Here is a 17,380-nt window from a genome sequence, read left to right on the forward strand (position 1 = left end):
CGCAGGCGGAGGCCGGGGGACATTCGCCGCGAAGGTCGGCAGGTCCCGCCTCAACCTCACCCGGCCTTTTTCTCGCCAGCGATCCACTGGTCGATACGCCGCTCCAGCAGGGTGAGCGGCATTGCACCGCCGCCGAGCACGGCATCGTGGAAACCGCGGATGTCGAAGTCATCGCCCAACTCGGCTTCGGCCTTGGCGCGCAGCTCCTGGATCTTGATCATGCCGATCTTGTAGGCCGTAGCCTGGCCGGGCCAGGTGATGTAGCGACGCACCTCGGCCTCAACCGCCTCCGTCGGGATTGAGCTGTTCTCGGCGAAATACGCCACCGCCTGCTGCTGGGTCCAGCCCTTGGCATGCATCCCGGTATCGACCACCAGGCGGATCGCGCGCCACATCTCCGACGTCAGCCGGCCGTACTCCGAGTACGGGTCGGTGTAGGTGCCCGGCATCTCACGCGCAAGCCACTCGGCGTACAGGCCCCAGCCCTCGGCGTAGGCGGTGAACCCGGCTTGTTTGCGGAATTCCGGCACGCCGTCCAGTTCCTGCGCGATGGCGATCTGCATGTGATGGCCCGGCAGTCCCTCGTGGTACGCGATCACCTCCAGCTCCGTCTTGGGCATCGCGTTCATGTCCGACAGGTGCGCGTAGTACACGCCCGGACGACTGCCATCGGGCGTGCTCGGGTAATAGTGCTGCGCCGCGCCGTCGACCTCGCGGAACGCCTCCACGCGCTTGACCACGATGTCCGCCTTGGGCAGCAGGCCGAAGTAGTTCGGCAACTGCTGCTTGATGGTGGCGATCGCCTTGCTGGCGTCGTCGATGTACGCCTGGCGCCCGGCATCGGTGTTGGGATACTTGAACTGCGGGTCGGTCCGCATGAAGTGGAAGAACGCCTGCAGATCTCCCTTGAAGCCGACTCGCTCTTTGAGCGCTTCCATCTCGCCGCGGATACGAACCACCTCGTCCAGACCGATCTGGTGCACCTGATCCGGGGTGAGGTTGGTGGTGGTCGATGCCTGCAGGCGCTGGGCGTAATAGGCCTTGCCATCGGGATGCGTGGTGCCGACGCCGGACGGATTCTCCCGCGCGTTCGGGAGGTCCGCCTTGAACCACTCCAGCACCTCGGCATAGGCCGGCTGCACTGCCTCCACCAGCGCCGCGCGCGCTTGGGCCTTCAGCTCGGACGCGCGCGCCGCGTCGATCTTTCCGGCCTTCACCAGCGCATCGGCCTTGGCCTGCGCATCGGCCCACAACGCGCTGTCGGCCCCTTCGGTGAACGGCGCGCCGGTAACCACCTTGCCGCCCTGCTCGATCACCCCCTCATGGGCGAAACGCGGCGGCCGGATGCCCTTCTTCGCGGACGCGCGGACCTGGTCCATCAACTGCCCGAATGCGCGCGGCGCCGCACGCAAACGCGCGATGTAGGCGAGGTAGTCCGACTCGTCGTCCACCTTGTGGAAATTGATCAGGAACGTCGGCAACTGCGACTGCATGCCGCCCATCTGCTCGAACGGGTACTGGTGGTCCACAAACCGGTGGCCGGCCTTGGACTGCTCGACCTGATACTTGAACAGGTCCCACGACAGTTGGGCGTCATCCCCCAGGGCGTCGTAATCGAAACTCGACTGCATCTCCTCCAGCGCGGCAACCTCCCAGGCCAGTTGGCGTTCGCCGGCCGCGCGCGACATGTCGTCGATCTCGGAGTAGCGGTCCTTTCGCCCGAGGAACGTCATCTGGATGGGACTGAACTGGAGTTGCTCCTCATACTTGCGCTCGAACCACGCGTTGAGCCGCGCGTCCTCGGTGGCGGCCTGGACAGCAGAGGTCTGGGGGGCTGTGGCGGTAGGCGCCTGGGTTTTTGTCGGCGCGCCGGTCGAGCACGCGACGCACAGGGCAAGGGACAACGCGGAGACGGCAAGGATGCGACGCATGGGCACTCCAGGTGGCGTGGGAGCGACACCGCTCCCGGGAAACCGATCATGCCACCGCCGCAGGGGGCCGGGCGCCCTCACTTGCGCTCCAGCGTCCAGACAGGCTCAAGCACATTCTCGGCGCGGGGAATCGCGACGTTCACACTTAGGGGCATGACGCCCTTGGTGCCCACGGGCGTGTAGGAGCCCTCGAGCAAGAGCGAGCCGGCCACGACGTCGCTTTCCAGCTCATCGAGTGTCAGGCTGCCACCGCTCACGGTGCCGGTCGCGTAGGTATCCGACTGGTCGCCCTCACCGGCCCTGACCAGCTTGAATACACCCAGGAAGTCCCCGCTCTGGGACGCGTCGATGTGCTCCTCGCCGAAAATCGCTCCCGAGACCGGCCCCGGCTCCTTCGCGCCGATGTGGGCCAGGATGACGCACAGCACGGTGACCTCCTCGCTCTGGTCGAGCAGGATGCCCTGCATTCCGACCATGTAGCTGCCCCGGCCGTCGTCACCGTAGCCCGTGCCACCGGCAATGCCGCTGCTGATTCCTCCCTGCATCGTGCCCCTCGTCAGGGGCAGGTCAGGGTTGTCGGCGACCAGTTGCCGGTATTGGTCCAGGTCGAACTCCGCGGGCGGAAACGCACACGTCGTCGGGCCGAGCATCTCGAACATGAAGTCGGCCTGCGACTCCATCGCCGCAGCCGGTGCCGCTGCCAAGATCGCCGCCAGTACGGCTGGTACCAAGGCCCACAACGCCATGTCGGGCGCCCGAAAAACCCTCACGCGTCGTGCCATAAACGATTTCTCCCTAGCTCGGAATTCAATGCGCACGCGCTGACCGTGCCCCTGGATATACGCCTCGACGGTGATGCATCCGGACACGGCCACGTGCCGGCGCAGAGCGCTGCGCCCGACCTGCGTTCACCGTGACCCGATGGCGCCGGCCGTAAGCTGGCGTCATTCCATCCAGAGATTCCGCATGGCCACTCGCTACTACATCACCCTGCCCGACGGGGCGCGCGCACGCGGCGCCGATCCGGACCTGTCCTTCACCGCCCAGAGCGGCGAGGGCTTCGCCGCCGAACTGCAGTCCGCCTTGCGCGGGAACACCCTGTTCGAGCGCTGGCGCCTCAAGCAGGACGAGCCTGACGAGGTCGACCGGTCGCTCGCTGCGACGGACCCGGACGCAACGGTGGAAGGTGCGCAGCGCGACCTGCATATCGACCTGGTGGTGACCACCAGCATCCCCGGCGCGGTGCTGAAACAGCGCCTGCGTTTGTTGGCCGGCAGCGCGTGGGAACTGCGCGACGTCAAGGCGGCCTGAGCCGCCGATGCCCCGCAAGATCCTGCTCGCGTGGAGTGGCGGCAAGGACGCCGCCTGGACCCTGCACCATCTGCGCGGCCGCGACGATGTCGAGGTCGTCGGACTGCTGACCACACTCAATAGCGACTTCCAGCGCGTCGCGATGCACGGCATCCGCCGCGATGTGTTGCTGGCCCAGGCCGCGGCAACCGGCCTGCCGTTGCTGGAGTCGATGATTCCGCACGGCTCCGACAACCACGTCTACGAAACCGCGTTCGCCGCCACCCTGTCCGAGGCGAGCCAGCGCTGGCCAGGAATCGACACCATCGCCTTTGGCGATCTGCTGCTGGCCGATGTGCGTGCGTGGCGCGAGGCGTTGTGCGCACGCCATGGCTGGAACATCCTGACCCCGCTGTTCGGTCGCGATACCACCGCACTGGCGCAGGAGATGCTCGATGGCGGATTGCGTACTTACCTGTGTTGCGTTGATACCCAGCAGTTGGACGCACGCTTTGCCGGCCGCCTGTTCGATGCGGAACTGCTGGCCGAGTTGCCGGCCGGGGCGGACCCCTGCGGCGAGAACGGCGAGTTCCACACTTTGGTCGAAGACGGCCCGATGTTCACCGGGCCGTTGCGCCTGCAGCGCGGGGAAACCGTGCTGCGCGACGGGCGCTTCGCGTTTACCGACTACGCCCTTACCGACCGATAGCCCAGCCTCAGCCCTTCATCGCCTTGGCGTGGTGGGCAATGTGCTCGCCGATGAAGCTGGCGATGAAGTAGTAGCTGTGGTCATAGCCGGGCTGCATGCGCAGGGTCAGGGGATGGCCGGCGACCTCGCAGGCCTGCTGCAGCAAATGCGGCCGCAACTGCTCATCGAGGAAGTTGTCCGCATCGCCCTGATCGACCAGCAGTGGCAGCCGCTCACCGGCCTTCGCAACCAGCGCGGTGGCATCCCACTGCTTCCATGCCTCGCGGTCGTCGCCCAGATACGCGCTGAACGCCTTCTCGCCCCACGGCACCTGGCTGGGCGCGACGATCGGCGAGAACGCCGACACGCTGCGGAACATGCCCGGGTTGCGCAGCGCGATCACCAGCGCGCCGTGGCCACCCATCGAGTGGCCGCTGATGCCGCGCGCGGTGGTGGTCGGAAAATGCGCATCCACCAGCGCCGGCAACTCTTGGGTGATGTAGTCGTACATACGGTAGTGCTTGGCCCACGGCTCGCGCGTCGCGTTGAGGTAGAAGCCCGCGCCCTGACCGAGGTCGTAGGCCTCGTCATCGGCGACACCCTCGCCGCGCGGGCTGCTGTCAGGCGCGATCAGGATCACCCCGTGCTTGGCCGCATACGCCTGCGCGCCGGCCTTGGTGATGAAGTTCTGCTCGTTGCAGGTCAGCCCCGACAACCAGTAAAGCACCGGGCACGGCCCCTGTTTGGCCTGTGGCGGCAGGTAGACCGCGAAGTTCATGTCCACGCCCAATGTACTAGACGCGTGCTGCCAGACTTCCTGGCTGCCGCCAAAACTGGCGTGCTGTTCAATCTGTTTCATGACTCACCTCTGCCAATCAGTAATGGATCACGGCGCGGATCGACTCGCCGGCATGCATCAGCTCGAAGGCCTCGTTGATCCGGTCCAGCGGCAGGGTGTGCGTGACAAACGGCGCCAGCTGGATATCGCCGCGCATCGCGTCTTCGACCATGCCCGGCAGCTGGGTGCGGCCCTTGACCCCGCCGAACGCGGTGCCCATCCACTTGCGCCCGGTCACCAGCTGGAACGGCCGGGTGCTGATCTCCTGACCGGCACCGGCGACGCCGATGATCACCGACTGGCCCCAGCCACGATGCGCGCATTCCAGCGCCGCACGCATCACATTGACGTTGCCGATGCACTCGAAGCTGTGGTCCACGCCCCAGCCGGTCATCTCGACGATGACTTCCTGGATCGGCTTGTCGTGATCCTTCGGATTCACGCAGTCGGTGGCGCCCATTTGCCGGGCCAGCTCAAACTTGTCCGGGTTGGTATCGATCGCGATGATCCGGCCGGCCTTGGCCTGCACCGCGCCCTGGATCACCGCCAGCCCGATCGCACCCAGACCGAATACCGCAACGCTGTCGCCCTCGGCCACCTTGGCGGTGTTGTGCACCGCGCCGATGCCGGTGGTCACGCCGCAGCCCAGTAGACAGACCTGCTCAGGGTTCGCGTCCGGATTGATCTTGGCCAGCGAGACCTCGGCCACCACGGTGTACTCGCTGAACGTCGAGCAGCCCATGTAGTGGTAGATCGGCTTGCCGTTGTAGGAGAACCGGGTGGTGCCGTCGGGCATCACGCCCTTGCCCTGGGTCGCGCGCACGGCGGTGCACAGGTTGGTCTTGCCGCTCTTGCAGAACAGGCATTCGCCGCACTCGGCGGTGTACAGCGGAATCACGTGGTCGCCCGGCTTGACGCTGGTCACACCCTCCCCCACCTCCACCACAACGCCCGCACCCTCATGGCCGAGCACCGCCGGGAACACGCCCTCGGGGTCGTCGCCAGACAGGGTGAACGCATCGGTGTGGCACAGCGCGGTGTGGGTGATCTTGACCAGCACCTCGCCCTTCTGGGGCGGTGCGACATCGATCTCGACAATCTGCAGCGGCTTTCCAGCCTCGAAGGCAACAGCGGCACGGGATTTCATGGTGTTCTCCAATTCATTTCAGGTAGGCGCGCACCAGGGCCACGGCATCGTCGATGCCCGCCTGGCGGCGGGAGGGATCTTCAGCAGGCTGTCCCAGCTCTTCGCGCAGATGGCTTTCCAGCACCTGCGACATCAGCCCGTTGACCGCACCGCGGACCGCGGCGATCTGCTGCAGCACCGGACCACAGTCTGCGCCCGCTTCCAGCGATCGCTCCAGCGCTTCCAGCTGCCCCCGCACACGGCGGACTCTGGCCAGAACACGCTTTTTCTCTTCGGGCGAATGCGGCATGGAGCGGGGCCTCGGATACTGGGGGAGAGTATACATCCCCGCAGCGAGCATCGAAACGCTTGAGCCGGCCCGGATAATCAGCGGTGCCGGCTTTCGGCCAAGAGCAGTCCTTGGCGTCTGCGCTCGACAGCGGCTGATGAGGCGAGCCCAGCAAGTTGCAGGGTGCGACCGCCGAGTAGCAAAACAAACCTCCGGCACTGCAAATAGCGATGCATCGTGGCTTTGCTAGCGTAAGGTTGACTGCGGATTGAGATGGATGTTGCTAGTCGGTAGCTCTCATACGTTGAAAGGGACGGTGCGCCGCAATCGTGCCGATATCCTTTTCAGATTAAACACAGAAGACCATTCGTCATGAAACTACTGGAACCGATCAGTATCGGCGGTGTCACTTTCAGGAACCGCATCATGTTCCCTCCGCTCACGACAGGGTATGAGGCCAAGGACGGCAGCATCAGCGCGCAGAGCCGGGCGTTTTACACGCGCCTTGCCAAGGGCGGCACTGGCTACATCGTTCTGGGGGATGTAGCACCTATCCGCAGCTTTGCTCCTACCCCCAAGCTGTTTGACGACCGCCAGATCGAGAGCTTCGGCCTACTCGCCGACAACGTGCATGCCTATGGTGCAAAGCTCGGTGTGCAGATTTTTTACCCCGAATACGACGTTGATGCCCTCAACGCGCTGTTTGACAACGGCGAAATGGACAACGTGCGCACGCGGTTGCACCACGATATGCAGCACTTCGTCAATGACGTGACCGAAGACACCCTGATGCAAATCATCGACAAGATGTGCGCCTGTGCGCTGCGCGCGCAGAAAGCGGGTGTGGACGTGGTTCAGATGCACGGCGACAGGCTTGTGGGTGCGCTGTGCAGCACAAAAATGAACCAGCGGGCAGACAGATACGGCGGCTCTTTTGAGAACCGCACGCGTTTTGCATTGATGCTGGTGCGTGCGCTGAAAAGGGCCGTGCCGAGTATGGTCCTTGAATACAAATTGTCCGTTGTCACGCCAGAGCGCGGCAAGGGCGGCATTGATGAGGTCGACGCGCCGCAGTTCGCGAAATGCCTTGAGGAAGCTGGCGTCGATATGTTGCATGTGGGGCAGGCCAACCACACGGGCAACATGGCAGACACGATCCCGCCGATGGGCGTTCAGCCCTACGGGTTCTTTGTGGAGATCACAGGCGCGGTGAAAGAGGCCGTCTCGATACCGGTCAGTACGTCGGGGCGCATCATCGACCCCGAAATGGGAGAGGGTGTACTGCAGTCCGGCAAGGCCGACATGATCGGCATTGGTCGTGCGCTATTGGCCGATCCCGACTGGGCGAACAAGGCCGCGGCAGGAAAGGCGTTGGAAATCGTCCGGTGCATTTCATGCAACGAGGGTTGCGTCGACGCTGTCTTGAACCGTGGGTTTATCGCCTGCGTGGTTAATCCCGAGAACGGCTTTGAGGAAACCCGAAAAATCACACCTGCGAAGACAGCGAAAAACGTCGTGGTCATCGGAGGCGGCCCTGCAGGGCTTGAGGCGGCGAGGGTGGCTGCGAAAAAGGGCCACAGCGTCACGCTGTTCGAGAAAGAAGCCCGGCTGGGCGGGCAGCTGAACATTGCCGACGTGCCGCCGCGCAAGATAGAAATACGCCGCGCCACAGAAGATCTTGTCCACGCGGTACGCAGGGAGGGCGTAAAACTGCGCTTGGGCAAAATCGCGACCCCCGAAAACGTGATGGCATTGGCGCCAGATGCGGTGATCCTGGCGGTTGGCGCATCGAGCTTCACACCTCCGATCCGTGGCGTCCATGGGCCGAATGTGCGGGATGCGTGGAAGGTGCTTGCAGGAGAGCAGGAGGTATCCGGGAGCGTGGCAATTGTGGGTGGCGGGGTGGTTGGCTGCGAGACCGCAGAGCACCTTGGCGCGCAGGGTTACAAGGTCTCCGTCGTCGAAATGCAGGGGCAGATTGCCAACGGCCTGAGCACCACTGTTTTACCCACCATGCTTGAAAATTACAGAAAGCTCGGGGTGGAGCAATACACGGGGCACAAGGTGTTGGAAATTGCGATGGGCCAACTGGTCTGCACGGACCAGGACGGCAAGGTTGTGAAAATACCCTGCGACAGTGTTGTCATCGCCAGCGGCGCTCGCCCTGTCACATTCGACACTGCAGCGCTGATTGAGCAAGGCGTCGAGGTTGTCATGGTCGGGGACTGCCGCGAAGTCGCCGATATTTCATACGCGACCAAAACTGCCTATGACGCGGCGAATGCGCTTTGACGTCGGACGCAAATGCCACAAAAAATGTCTCCCGTGGTGCGAATATCGCGCAACGAAAGCGCTGTTTGAGTTGAGGTCAACGCGAATGGCGTTTCCGTGATTGACTGCCTTCGGTAGAGGAACCCAGCGGGATGGGTTGAATGGCTGCTCTGAGGCTCTATCAGGATCCAGAGCCAGCGACCGCACTATCAGATGCGGGAGACCGCTTTGGGTCAAGATCGGCCATTAGCGGTGTTACCGCAGAGCTCGACACGATTACCCCTGAGCATGCCGGCGCCAGGCGATCGCTCAACGCCTAAAGGTGGCTAGGAAGATCAGCAACAGGACGACCCCGACCGCGATCGCTTTGGGAAGCGTGTTTTGTCCGACGTTGGCTTGCGTTCTCGCCCATCGGAGGTGACCTCTGGATCAGTGAGTCGGTGACGCCAAACAACTCCGCTGTCACTTGAGGTGCGCCAGATGCGGCCCGGTGCTGGCCTCTCTCCGCCACCGTCCACGGCCACACCACGCATCAGATCATTCGAGACAACGCGCACGCTCAAGATCTACGCTTAGTCAAGCTCCTGCACGCCACCACCCGACACCGTCAGGATTTGGCCGCTGATCCAGCTCGCTGCTGGTGAGCACAGGAACAGTGCGGCGTTAGCCATGTCCTGTGGCTCCCCCAATCGATGGATCGGGGTGTGAAGCAACATGGTCTTCTCGATCTCATCGTTCAGCACCGACTCCAGCGCGGCCGTGCGGGTCGCGCCGGGCGCGATGCCGTTGACGCGGATACCCATGGGGCCGAGATCGAACGCGATATTGCGGATGAGGTGGTTCGTCGCTGCCTTTGAAGCGCCATAAGCGGCCATGCGCTGGTTCTTGTTCTCACCGGCCATGGAGGTAATCGCCAGGATCGCCCCTCCACCTGCCTTCTCCATCTCCGGCGCCGCGAGCTGTGCGAGACGGAACAGCGAAAACACATTGAGGTCAAAGGCACGACGGAAATCCGCCATGGGCATCTCGAACGGTTTGGGTCCGCCACCGCCGGCGTTGCTGACCAGTACCGTCGACTTGCCAAAGCGCTCCACCGTCGTTCGCACGAGCTGGGCAAGATCGTCCTCGATGGTCACATTGCAGGCCATGCTGGCAGCGGTGCCGCCTTGACTCTCGATCCCCTTGGCGACCGCGGCCGCAGCCTCTGCATCCAAGTCACTGACCATGACCGCTGCCCCGGCCGCGCCCATCGTTTCAGCAATGGCTCGTCCAATCCCGGCACCACCGCCAGTGACCACCGCCACCTGATTATCGAGTCTGAAGTCTGCAGGATTGAACATAATGAACTCCATCATCAGGGGGTGAATCTATCCGCACCCTACTCCCGAAACCCATTACTGATCGGATACCGCCGCTCACCACCAAACGCGCGCCGCGACAGTTTCGGTCCCGGCGCGGCCTGATGGCGCTTCCACTCGCTGATCCGGATCAGGTGCAGCACGCGATCGACGGTTGCCGCATCGAAACCGGCCCGTACGACCTCGTCGCGTGACTGCTCCTGGTCGATGGTGCGACGCAGGATCGCGTCGAGCACGTCGTAGGGCGGCAGGGAATCCTCGTCCTTCTGGTCGGCGCGCAGTTCGGCCGACGGCGGGCGTTCGATCACGCCCACGGGCACGACCGGATCGCCGACGGTGTTGCGCCAGCGCGCGAGTTGGAACACCTCGCTCTTGTAGAGATCCTTGATCGGGGCGAAGCCGCCGGCCATGTCGCCGTAGATGGTCGAATAACCGACCGCGTACTCGCTCTTGTTGCCGGTGGTCAGCACCAGACCGCCGAACTTGTTGCTCAGCGCCATCAGGATCGCGCCACGGATCCGCGATTGCAGGTTTTCCTCGGTGGTGTCCACCGCCTGGCCTTCGAAAACGTCATCCAGCGCGTCCAGATAACCTTGGAACGGCTTCTCGATGGGCACGCTCAGCAGCTCCACGCCCTGCTCTTCGCACTGTTCGGCGGCCAGGTCGTTGGACAGGCTGACGGTGTAGCGCGAGGGCATCCGCACCGCGGTGACGTTGTCGGCGCCCAAGGCGTCCACCGCGATCGCCAGCACGACCGCCGAGTCAAGGCCGCCGGACAGGCCGACCCAGGCCTTCTGGAAACCGTTCTTGCGATAGTAATCGCGGGTCGCGGTGACCACGGCGCGCCAGGCCAGCGCGTCGCGGCTTTCGTCGCCATCCTGCTGCCAGAGCACCGGGTGGAAGCGCTTGCTGGTCGGCTCGAAATCCACCACCAGCCACTGCTCGGTGAAGGCGGACGCCGCCGGATGCACGCAGCCATCGCCATCAGCGACCAGGCAGGCACCGTCAAACACCACCGAGTCCTGACCTCCCACGCAATTGACATAGGCGATCGGCACGGCGTTGGCACGAGCCGCGTCCTCCAGCACCTGGTCGCGCCGCCCGTGCAGGTCGTGTTCGAACGGCGAGGCATTGATCGACAGCACCAGTTGGGCACCTGCCGCGACGGTGGAAGCGATCGGCTCCTGGAACAGGACGTCTTCGCCTATCAGCAGGCCCAGCCTGACACCGTCGATCTCGAACACGCAGTCGCCGACGTCGGGATCGACGACGAAATAGCGCCGCTCGTCAAACCCGGCGTGGTTGGGCAGCTTGCGCTTGCGATAGGTCTGCTCGATCCGCCCGTCGCGGAGGATGCTGGCGGCGTTGTAAACCACAGACCCGACCGATTCCGGCCAGCCAACGACGACGGTAATCCCGGTCGCCGCCGCGGCGATCCGTTCCATCGCGCCCTCACACGCGCGCAGGAAGCCGGGCCGCATCAGCAGGTCCTGGGGCGGGTAGCCCGACACCGCCAGCTCGGGGAACAGCACCAGGTCGGCGCCGTGATCGTCGCGTGCCTGCTCGATCAGCTCCACGATCAGGTCAGCGTTTTCATCCACCGCGCCGACCGCAAAATCGAACTGGGCCAGGGCGATACGCAGGGATTGGGTCATGGCAGTTGTCCGTCGGATAGGTCGGTGGCGGATGGGGGCTTACCGCCGCATTGTCCCAGACTCGGGCACCTTGACCCGGAACCAGGCCGCATACAGCGCCGGCAGAAACAGCAATGTCAACACCGTCGCCACCAACAACCCGCCCATGATCGCCACCGCCATCGGGCCGAAGAAGGCACTGCGCGACAGCGGGATCATCGCCAGAATCGCGGCCAGTGCGGTCAACACGATTGGCCGGAAACGACGTACCGTCGCCTCCACGATGGCATCCCAGGTCTCGTGCCCATCGCGCCGGTCCTGCTCGATCTGGTCCACCAGGATCACCGAGTTGCGCATGATCATCCCCGACAGCGCGATCGTGCCCAGCATCGCGACAAAGCCGAACGGCACCCGGAATACGAGCAGGAACAAGGTCACCCCGATCATGCCCAGCGGCGCGGTCAGCAGGACCATGAAGCTGCGTGAGAAGCTGCGCAGCTGCACCATCAGCAGGGTGAACACGACAAACAGGAACAGCGGCACGCCGGCAGCAATCGAGTCCTGGCCGCGCGCGGAATCCTCCACCGCGCCGCCCACGTCGATCGAATAGCCGTACGGCAGTTCGTCGCGGATGCCGTCGAGCGTGGGCGAGATCTGCGCCATCACCGACGCCGGCTGGGTGCCGTCGTAGATGTCGGCGCGCACCGTCATGGTCGGCTTGCGGTCGCGGTGCCAGATGATGCCTTCCTCGAAGCCGTACTCCAGCGTGGCGACCTGGGACAGCGGCACGCTCTGGCCGCTGGCGGTGGGCACCATCAGGGTCGCCAGCTGGTCCAGCGCGATCGGCTCGTCCTCACCTCCGCGCAGGGCCATGCCAATCAGCTGGTTGCCCTCGCGGTAGGTGCTCACCTGGATGCCCGACAGCGAGCCACTGAGCACCTGCGACAACTGCGCCGAGGTGATGCCCAGGGCGCGCGCGCGGGCCTGATCGACCTGCAGGCGCACGACCTTGCCCGGCTCGTCCCAGTCCAGGTTGACGTTGGCCACGTGCGGGTTGTTGCGGATCTCGTCGCGCACGGCGTAGGCGATCCTGCGCACCTGGTCGATGTGTTCACCGGAGACGCGGAACTGCACCGGATAGCCGACCGGCGGACCGTTTTCCAGCCGGGTCACACGCAGCTGCAGGTCCGGGAAGCGCGGCACGACCTCGTCGATCATCCAGCTGCGCACTGCCTCGCGCGCCTCCAGGCTCTCGGGCATCAGCACGAACTGGGCGAAGTTGGCCGACGGCAGTTGCTGATCCAAAGGCAGATAGAAACGCGGCGAACCGGTACCGATGTAGGCGGTGTAGTTGGTCAGGTCCTCGCGCTCGGCCAACAGCGCTTCCAGGCGCTCGGCCTGGGTACGGGTCGCACGCAGCGAGCTGCCCTCGGCGAGCTCCATGTCGACCATCAGCTCGGGGCGCACCGACTCGGGGAAAAACTGCTGGGGCACGAAGCGGAACATCAGCAGCGACAGGACGAACGCGGCGATCGTGACCACGATCACCGCCCAGCGATGGCACACGCACCACACCACCAAGCTGCGGAAGCGCTGGTAGAAGCGGGTACCGTACGGATCATGCGGTTGCTCGGCATCCTGCGGCAGCGGGGCCAGCACGTCGGCGAATGCCGGATGACGATCGGCCCAGCGCTGCCGGCGCGCATGCCAGCGTGCCGCCAGCGAGCCGGGCTTGGGCGCGGCCGCATGGCCATTGGCGCCGCGCTCGATGTGCGGCAACAACTTGTCGCCGAGGAACGGCACGAACATCACCGCGGCGATCCACGACACCAGCAGCGCGATGGTCACCACCTCGAACAGCGAGCGGGTGTATTCGCCGACACTCGACGCGGCCGTGGCGATCGGCAGGAAGCCGGCAGCGGTGATCAGGGTGCCGGTCAGCATCGGGAACGCGGTCGACTCCCACGCGAACGCCGCCGCCTTCAAGCGATCGAAGCCCTGCTCCATCTTGATCGCCATCATCTCCACGGCAATGATCGCGTCATCCACCATCAGCCCGAGCGCCAGCACCAGCGCGCCAAGCGAGATCTTGTGCAGGCCGACGCCGAAGATCTGCATCACCATGAAGGTCATGGCCAGCACCAGCGGGATCGACAGCGCGACCACCAGGCCGGTACGGAATCCCAGTGACAGGAAGCTGACCAGCAGCACGATCGCCACCGCCTCGGCGAGCACGCGGACGAATTCGCCGACCGACTCCTTCACCGCCGCCGGCTGGTCGGACACCTTGTGCAGCGCCATGCCCACCGGCAGCGTGCGCTGCAGCTGCGCAAATTCGGTCTCCAGGGTCTTTCCCAGCGCGAGGATGTCGCCGCCGTCGCGCATCGCCACGCCGATGCCGATCGCGTCCTTGCCCATGAACCGCATGCCCGGCTGGGCCGGATCGGAAAAGCCACGCTCTACCGTGGCCACGTCGCCGAGCTGAAACGTGCGATCGCCGACCCGGATCGGAAACTGGCGGATCTGCTCGACCGACTCGAACTGGCCGCTGACCCGAACCGGCACGCGGCTGCTGGCGGTCTCGAAAAACCCACCGGGCACCACCGCGTTCTGCTGCTGCAGGGCGTCCTGCACCGCCGCGGCCGACACACCCAGCGTGGCCAGCTTGGTGTTGGACAGCTCGATCCAGATCTTCTCGTCCTGGACGCCGAACAGCTCGATCTTGCCGACGTCCGGCACCTTCTGCAGCGCCAGCTGGATGCGGTCGGCGTAGTCCTTCATCACGGCGTAGTCGAAGCCCTCGCCGGTCAATGCATAGATGTTGCCGAAGGTGTCGCCAAACTCGTCATTGAAGAACGGACCAACGATGTCGGAAGGCAGCTCCGGCCGCAGGTCGCTGATCTTCTTGCGCACCTGGTAGAACAGCTCGGGCACCTGCGAGGACGGCATCGCGTCACGCGCGGCGAAGATCACCTGCGACTCGCCGGCGCGCGAGTAGGAGCGGATGAACTCGTACTCTCCGGTCTCCATCAGCTTGCGCTCGATGCGTTCGGTGACCTGCCGGCCCACCTGTTCGGCGGTTGCGCCCGGCCACACGGTGTGGACCACCATGACCTTGAACGTGAACGCCGGATCCTCGCTGCGACCCAGCTTGAGATAGGAGAAGGTGCCGGCGATTGCCACCACCATCATCATGTAAACCACCAGGCTGCGATGGCGCAGGGCCCACGCGGAAAGATTGAATCGCGTCACGGTCAGTTGCCCAGCGGCCGGTTGTCACGATCCACCGGCGCAACCTCCTGACCCTCGCGCAACAGGTGCCCGCCGGCGGCGACCACCCAGTCATCCTTCGCCAGGCCGTCGAGTACCGGCACGCTCTCGTTGCCGTAGGGCCCGATCGCGATGGGCTGAAACTTCAGGGTCGAACTGGCGCGATCGACCACGAACACCGCGACGCCATCGCCGTGTCGCTGCAATGCGGTGAGCGGGATGCTGAACTTCGCGCCACCTTCGGTGTTCGTCGGGATCAGCACACGCGCGCTCTGTCCCAGTTGCAGTGCACCTTCGGGTGCATCCACGGTGGCCCTGGCAGCGAACGTCCTCGATGCCGGATCGGCCGAAGGTGACACTTCGCGCACGGTGCCAGGCCACTGCTTGCCGGGTTGCGACCAGACCTCCACCTGCACCGCCTTGCCAGGCTGGACCTCATCCTTGGCATTTTCCGCCACCGCAAAGACGATTTCGCGCGCGCCGTCGGCGGCCAGGGTGAAGACCGGCTGCCCGGCAGCCACCACCTGCCCGGCCTCGGCCTGGCGGCTGGCAATCACGCCGTCCGCCGGCGCTACCAGCTTGCTGTAGGCGGCCTGGTTGCTCGCCATGCGCAGCTCGGCGCGGGCGGCATCAACCTGCCCCTGCGCGGCTTCGGCGGCGGCATTCTGCGCATCCATGTTGGAACGGCTGACCAGCTGGTCCTTGGCCAGTTGCGCGTAGCGGGCCTGATCGGCGCGCGTCCGGCGCAGGTCGGCTTCCAGCGCCGCCAGCTTGGCCCGGGCGGCAGTCGCCTGGGCCTGCTGGTCGTCGGGATCCAGCGTGGCCAGCACATCGCCTTCGCTTACGTGATCACCGACATCGACCCGCCGCTCGAGCAGGTTGCCCCCGATCCGGAACGACAGCGGGCTCTCCTCACGCGCGCGGATCTCGCCGGTAAGCGACATTTCCGTCGCGGTTCCGGCACCTGGCAACACCACCAGCACCGGGGGCTTCTCCTGCGGGCCCGCATCGCCCCCGCTGCAAGCAGCGACAAGCATCACCAATAGCGTGGCGGCGACATGGGACAGCACGGATGTGGAACGACCGGTTCGGATACGGCTGCGCATGTCGGATCGATTCCCGGGTTTTACGGTTGGATTGGCACGCACTGTATAAATATAAAACTCCCCAGTCTAGTATTAGGTCATGAACGACTCGCACTCCCGCGGCGACAGCGGCGCCGGACCTGCCTCCCCTCGCCGGTCAAAACAGCCGAATGCTGTCGGGCCTGGACGTCCCAAGGACCCGGCCAAACGCGCTGCCATCCTGGACGCGGCACGAACACTTTTCCTGCAGGACGGTTTCGACGGCGTGAGCATGGATCAGATCGCCGCGGTTGCCACGGTCTCCAAACTCACCGTGTACAGCCACTTCGGAGACAAGGAGAAGCTGTTTGCCGCGGCGGTGGCCTCATACTGCGAGCAGCAGGTCCCGCACGCACTGTTTGAGCGCTCCTCCGGCGTCCACCTGCGGGACCGCCTGCTGGAGATCGCCCACGCATTCCATACGATGGCGAGCAGTGCCGAAGCCATTTCCGCTTTGCGCATGTTGTCGGCGCCCCAACTGGCCGGCTCACCCGTGGTCACCACGTTCTGGGACGCCGGCCCGGCGCGCATCAACGAGGAATTGACCACGCTGCTGCAGCGGCGCGCCGCCAGCGGGGAGTTGCGCCTGGATCCGGGCGACGAGACAGCGCTTTCACGTGCGGCAAGCCAGTTGCTGGCGCTGCTCAAAGGCGACGCGCACGCCCGGCTGCTGCTGGGCCTGGAAGGGCTTGCCGAGGACGATGTCGCCGTCCACGTCGCCTCGGCGGTGGACATGTTCCTGCGCGCCTACGGTGCCGCCGACCCGCGCACGCCGCAGCCGTGACCTTGGTCGCGGTGACTTCCGGCACTCCGCGGGCCGCGCCGGGGCAGTGATGCTGTGGCTGAAGCACCAGTACAATAAGCGGTTGACACGAATAGCCCGAGATTCGATCCAATGAGCATGATTGATTACGCCGCGGCCAGGGACTTGATGGTCGAACAGCAGATTCGTCCGTGGAACGTGCTCGACGCACGGGTTCTGGACGTGTTGGCGACCATGCCGCGCGAGCCGTTCGTACCGGCGGCGCACCGCAACCTGGCTTACACCGATACCAACCTGCCGTTGCCGCAGGGCGAGGTGATGCTCAAGCCGGTCATCCAGGGGCGCATGCTACAGGGATTGCTGTTGCAGCCCGACGAGGACGTGCTCGAGATCGGCACCGGCAGCGGCTACCTCACCGCGTGCCTGTCGCGCCTCGCGCGTGACGTGGTCAGCATCGAGAAGCACGCCGAGCTGGCCGAGCTGGGTCGCGCCAACCTGACGGCGCGCGCGATCGCCAACGTCGAAGTGCTCCACACGGACGCATTCTCCTATCGCCCCGCGCGCCAGTTCGATGCGGTGTGCGTCACCGGCGCGGTGGACACCATTCCGTTGTCGTTCCTGGAGTGGCTCAAGCCGGGCGGCCGCATGCTCATCGTGCGCGGCCGGTCGCCGGTCATGGAAACCGTTCTGGTCCATGCGCACGTCAACGGATCGCGCATTGAATCGTTGTTCGAGACCGACATTCCCTATCTGGCCGGTGCCGCTCCCGTACCCGCCTTCGAATTCTGATCGCAAGGA

At 64.9% G+C, this 17,380-nt stretch carries 14 protein-coding genes; 5 read left to right on the forward strand and 9 right to left on the reverse strand.

Going from position 1 to position 17,380, the window contains the following annotated elements; genetic code table 11:
• Positions 1–56: 56 nt before the first annotated feature.
• The gene (locus KZ491_RS10065) at positions 57–1,931 is read right to left on the reverse strand and encodes a DUF885 domain-containing protein (protein WP_222565729.1); all 1,875 of its coding nucleotides are present in this window, start codon (positions 1,929–1,931) and stop codon (positions 57–59) included.
• 77 nt (positions 1,932–2,008) lie between these two features.
• A complete protein-coding gene (locus KZ491_RS10070) occupies positions 2,009–2,701 on the reverse strand; it encodes a hypothetical protein (protein WP_222565730.1) in 693 nt (230 codons plus the stop codon).
• 196 nt (positions 2,702–2,897) lie between these two features.
• Between KZ491_RS10070 and KZ491_RS10075 the strand changes: the two genes are divergently transcribed.
• The gene (locus tag KZ491_RS10075) at positions 2,898–3,242 is read left to right on the forward strand and encodes a hypothetical protein (RefSeq protein WP_222565731.1); all 345 of its coding nucleotides are present in this window, start codon (positions 2,898–2,900) and stop codon (positions 3,240–3,242) included.
• Between the two features lie 7 nt (positions 3,243–3,249).
• Complete coding sequence (locus tag KZ491_RS10080; protein WP_222565732.1) at positions 3,250–3,930, forward strand: adenine nucleotide alpha hydrolase; 681 nt, start codon at positions 3,250–3,252, stop codon at positions 3,928–3,930.
• A 7-nt stretch (positions 3,931–3,937) separates the two neighbouring features.
• Here the strand turns inward: KZ491_RS10080 and fghA are convergent, their stop codons facing one another.
• Genes fghA through frmR form a run of 3 tightly spaced genes read right to left on the reverse strand, consistent with a single transcriptional unit; the run spans position 3,938 to position 6,183 of the window.
• Positions 3,938–4,768, reverse strand: a complete 831-nt coding sequence (gene fghA, locus KZ491_RS10085; RefSeq protein WP_222565733.1) for an S-formylglutathione hydrolase — start codon at positions 4,766–4,768, stop codon at positions 3,938–3,940.
• A 16-nt stretch (positions 4,769–4,784) separates the two neighbouring features.
• Positions 4,785–5,894 (reverse strand): S-(hydroxymethyl)glutathione dehydrogenase/class III alcohol dehydrogenase, encoded by a 1,110-nt coding sequence (locus KZ491_RS10090; RefSeq protein ID WP_222565734.1) that lies wholly within the window; start codon positions 5,892–5,894, stop codon positions 4,785–4,787.
• Between the two features lie 13 nt (positions 5,895–5,907).
• A complete protein-coding gene (frmR, locus tag KZ491_RS10095; protein ID WP_043958668.1) occupies positions 5,908–6,183 on the reverse strand; it encodes a formaldehyde-responsive transcriptional repressor FrmR in 276 nt (91 codons plus the stop codon).
• A 351-nt stretch (positions 6,184–6,534) separates the two neighbouring features.
• On the opposite strand from frmR, the gene bilR reads away from it, so the two are divergent.
• Complete coding sequence (gene bilR / locus KZ491_RS10100; RefSeq protein WP_222565735.1) at positions 6,535–8,454, forward strand: bilirubin reductase, long form; 1,920 nt, start codon at positions 6,535–6,537, stop codon at positions 8,452–8,454.
• 551 nt (positions 8,455–9,005) lie between these two features.
• Here the strand turns inward: bilR and hdhA are convergent.
• The 4 genes from hdhA to KZ491_RS10120 are packed head-to-tail and all read right to left on the reverse strand — an operon-like array spanning position 9,006 to position 15,801.
• Positions 9,006–9,788: a 7-alpha-hydroxysteroid dehydrogenase gene (hdhA, locus tag KZ491_RS10105; RefSeq protein WP_246606747.1), complete on the reverse strand. Its 783-nt coding sequence runs from the start codon at positions 9,786–9,788 to the stop codon at positions 9,006–9,008.
• Between the two features lie 23 nt (positions 9,789–9,811).
• Positions 9,812–11,446, reverse strand: a complete 1,635-nt coding sequence (locus tag KZ491_RS10110) for an NAD+ synthase (protein WP_222565736.1) — start codon at positions 11,444–11,446, stop codon at positions 9,812–9,814.
• Between the two features lie 39 nt (positions 11,447–11,485).
• Positions 11,486–14,677, reverse strand: coding sequence for an efflux RND transporter permease subunit (locus KZ491_RS10115; RefSeq protein ID WP_222565737.1), 3,192 nt, complete (start codon positions 14,675–14,677; stop codon positions 11,486–11,488).
• Positions 14,678–14,679: 2 nt separating this feature from the next.
• Complete coding sequence (locus KZ491_RS10120) at positions 14,680–15,801, reverse strand: efflux RND transporter periplasmic adaptor subunit (protein ID WP_222565738.1); 1,122 nt, start codon at positions 15,799–15,801, stop codon at positions 14,680–14,682.
• Between the two features lie 79 nt (positions 15,802–15,880).
• Here KZ491_RS10120 and KZ491_RS10125 point away from each other — a divergent pair, with 79 nt between their 5' ends.
• Both KZ491_RS10125 and KZ491_RS10130 read left to right on the forward strand, forming a co-directional pair.
• The gene (locus tag KZ491_RS10125) at positions 15,881–16,603 is read left to right on the forward strand and encodes a TetR/AcrR family transcriptional regulator (protein WP_222565739.1); all 723 of its coding nucleotides are present in this window, start codon (positions 15,881–15,883) and stop codon (positions 16,601–16,603) included.
• Positions 16,604–16,714: 111 nt separating this feature from the next.
• Positions 16,715–17,371 carry a protein-L-isoaspartate O-methyltransferase family protein gene (locus KZ491_RS10130; protein ID WP_222565740.1) on the forward strand — a complete coding sequence of 219 codons (657 nt, stop codon included), beginning with the start codon at positions 16,715–16,717 and terminating at the stop codon, positions 17,369–17,371.
• The last annotated feature ends 9 nt before the right edge of the window (positions 17,372–17,380 follow it).

Origin of the sequence: Novilysobacter antarcticus (assembly GCF_019802285.1) — a bacterium.
GTDB lineage: Bacteria > Pseudomonadota > Gammaproteobacteria > Xanthomonadales > Xanthomonadaceae > Novilysobacter > Novilysobacter antarcticus.